We start from the raw sequence: 3158 nt of genomic DNA on the forward strand, positions 1-3158 counted from the left end.
TAATACCAATCCCCAAAAGCAAACTGGTGAGCCATATCCAAACTGGCATCGTTACTCCGTGAAACAACACTTTCCACGGATGCGCTAATAAGATGGACAAGGCCAAAAGAAAAACAAAGCCAATGATAAAAATCAGCCACTTTTTTCTTTTGCCTAACCCTGCGTCTCCATTAATAACGGCATAGACCCATGAGTAACCTAAAAAACGAGGTCGAAATCGATTTAAGTTGATCGGTTCAAAACCATTCTCGAAAAGCGAAACGACTCCCACTAATGCTAAGCTCAAGACCAAACTTAGAACCAGCAGACAAGTAAAGTTGATGATTATTTTTGTCAAGCCAACTTTAAAGCTGTCATGATGATGAGACGTTGACATATTGAACTCCTTTTTATCTTATCAATTTTTGAAAGTTTTTGATAACTGTCAATAGCAGTAATCTTATTGCCTTAAAAGACTATATTGAAGGCTAAGAAAACCCACATACAGAGTTGATGCGGGCTTTTTTCATCCCGAAAGGTCATAACTCGGGTTTAACGAAGTGGTAGTAAAGATAAAGCAAGACAGCCCCAACGATGAGCAAAGCTAACCAGAGCCAGAGGGATATCGGCATCGACCCAAAAACTCCCTGTATCACAACAAAGGATAGAAACATCAGGCCAAGGAACCAGCCGATTTTTTGCCAAATAGAAACCGTCGGGTGACTCCAAACATTGAAAACCAAAATCAGTCCAAAGGAAGGCCCAAAATGGATATCTTTTAGTAATAAGGGCTTGTCAGAAAGCGGAAAATGAATTAATCCCTTGATTAACAAACTCATCACTAAAGTAAACAAGAGATAAAAGAGACACTTTTTCCAAACAAGAGAGCGCGGCAACTTGTTTTGAGACCGATTCATAAATTCCTCCTTCATCAGGGTAAGATATGCCCTGCTTTTGTGTAAATTTCATACCATTCTGGACGTGTAAGTTCCACTTTTTCAGCCTCAACAATACCTTTGATACGTTGAGGGTTCATAGACCCAATAATGGTTTGAATCTTAGCTGGGTGGCGCAGAATCCAAGCCACAATAATAGCTTCGTCAGATACGTCGTATTGTTTAGCTAAAGTCGAGATCGTATCGTTCAAGGCTTTGTAGTCAGGATTGCCAGAGAAGAGGCCTTTTGAAAGATCGATTTGAAAGGGTGACCAAGCCTGAATGGTCACCTTGTTAAGGCGGCAATAGTCAATAATGCCACCGTCTCGGTCATTGGCACCTGGTGTTGTCATATTAACTTCTAAACCCGATGACATCATGGGAGCATGGACTGGTGATAATTGCAACTGATTGACCGCCAATGGCTGATCTAAATAAGATTGTAAGAATTCCATTTGACTGCGATTTTGATTGCTGACACCAAAATGACGAACCTTACCAGCTGATCGTAACTGGGTAAACGCTTCTGCGACTTCTTCTGGTTCCCACAAGGCATCTGGGCGATGAAGGGCTAAGAAATCCAGATAGTCTGTCCCTAGACGCTTTAAAATACCATCAACTGATGCTAAAATATGCTCTTTTGAAAAATCAAAGAAGCCTTTACGAATCCCACATTTGGATTGTAAAATAAGGTCTTCACGTTTGACATCAAGGTTTTTCAAGGCATCTCGAAAACGCATCTCAGATTCGCCACCACCATAAATATCCGCATGATCAAAGAAAGTAATACCACTTTCAACTGACGTTGCAATCACTTTTTCTGCTTCTTTGACATCTAAAGCACTCATGCGCATCGCCCCAAGAGCGATACGTGATCCTTTGATACCCGTTTGTCCAATATCTTGTAACATCGCTTCGCCACTCCTTAAAACGTATTATCTTTTAGAGACATTATACCATTTTTAAGTCAAATGTTCCGAAATAAATATAAGCACTATAATAAGAATTACAACGATATTTTTGCCAATACTCATCTAAAATCAAAAACAGCAAAAATCTATTCTCTATGCACAATCAGTTGAGTTGATAAGAAGAAAAGTTTTTTATCACTCTTACAGTTTATAAATAACCTCCTGCAATGTCTTAAAAGTTTTTTTTGAAAGCCATATTTACGAATATCTGCCCAGACTGAGCTTAAAGGTTTATCTCAGGAGTATGAAATGGAATAAAAGCAAATACTATATTTGTAGGTATCTCTAAGGCTTCAGACTTATGCCAGGTGGCATTATCTATCACTAAAATAAGATAGTTATCATAAAAACACAGTTATCCATGCGGTGTTACAAGCACCTGCGATCAGAAAGAATGACTTGCCAGTATGGGCGTCTACAGCCTTATAACAATAGCGATACTCTCTGATATGATGACTGGGTATCGTTGGACGCTCCCCCTTTGATAACCAGAATTTATCTAGTTTACTAATCCGTCCAAATCCAGCTTCACCTTAATACATTAGTCTCACTTTGTTGTAGCAGCGGCTATCTTTAAAGCGCTGTCTAGTCCTCTTGAATAAGGATTTTATTTTTTAATGCTAAAACGGCTTCGACGTCTGCTTTTTAGGGATTTTGAAGACGTAGACTAACTTTACGTCAACTGTGGCGCTTAAAAAGAGAACAGAACCCCTCTTGACTTATTTTTGACCAACTTTTTCTTGATAGGGCACAAAGATTGAATTGATGGTCATTAATTGACCGCTCAAAACATAAGAGGACTTTTCGTTAAGAAAACTTTCCTTGTCAGGTGTCATATAGAAGTGACGACAGTAAACACGATTTTCTGTTAATAGAGTCTCCAAGCTACCATTTAGATAGCGAGTTTATAACTTTTGCACAGTTTAATAGATAAAACCTACTGATTTGGCTACAGTTGTTAAGTTTCCGGATTCAGAGTAAAAAATAAGTGTTTGAAATTTTCGATGGTGTTGAGCATTGTTTTTATCTCTGAGAGCTTGCTTTAATGCGTCTGCTTGGGTAGCGGTGAGTTCTTTTGGCATAAAGCCATTACACTGCTATTTTTGATTTTTGTTAAGTATCAGTGTATGAAGTAGGAACTATTTTGTCCTTACTCTGACAAATAATATTAACTACTCCTCAAACAAAGGCAATTAAACAATGCTTAACCCAAAACTCATACTTATCAATACGGTAACTTCATTTTTTTGTTTTGATACCAAACCTGATGGTA

General features: G+C 38.3%; 4 protein-coding genes. All 4 read right to left on the bottom strand.

Annotated features, from left to right (window positions below; all coding sequences use genetic code 11):
- A partial coding sequence (locus ACMZ6Z_RS09135; protein WP_416132220.1) for a hypothetical protein occupies positions 1 to 376 on the bottom strand: 376 nt, incomplete at its 3' end.
- A 142-nt stretch (positions 377 to 518) separates the two neighbouring features.
- Positions 519 to 896 (bottom strand): hypothetical protein, encoded by a 378-nt coding sequence (locus tag ACMZ6Z_RS09140; protein ID WP_416132221.1) that lies wholly within the window; start codon positions 894 to 896, stop codon positions 519 to 521.
- A 14-nt stretch (positions 897 to 910) separates the two neighbouring features.
- Entirely contained in the window at positions 911 to 1825 is a 915-nt protein-coding gene (locus ACMZ6Z_RS09145) for an aldo/keto reductase (protein ID WP_416132222.1), read from the bottom strand.
- Between the two features lie 983 nt (positions 1826 to 2808).
- Complete coding sequence (locus ACMZ6Z_RS09150) at positions 2809 to 2967, bottom strand: hypothetical protein (protein ID WP_416132223.1); 159 nt, start codon at positions 2965 to 2967, stop codon at positions 2809 to 2811.
- Positions 2968 to 3158 lie beyond the last annotated feature (191 nt).

Origin of the sequence: Streptococcus pluranimalium (assembly GCF_047785705.1) — a bacterium.
GTDB lineage: Bacteria > Bacillota > Bacilli > Lactobacillales > Streptococcaceae > Streptococcus > Streptococcus pluranimalium_A.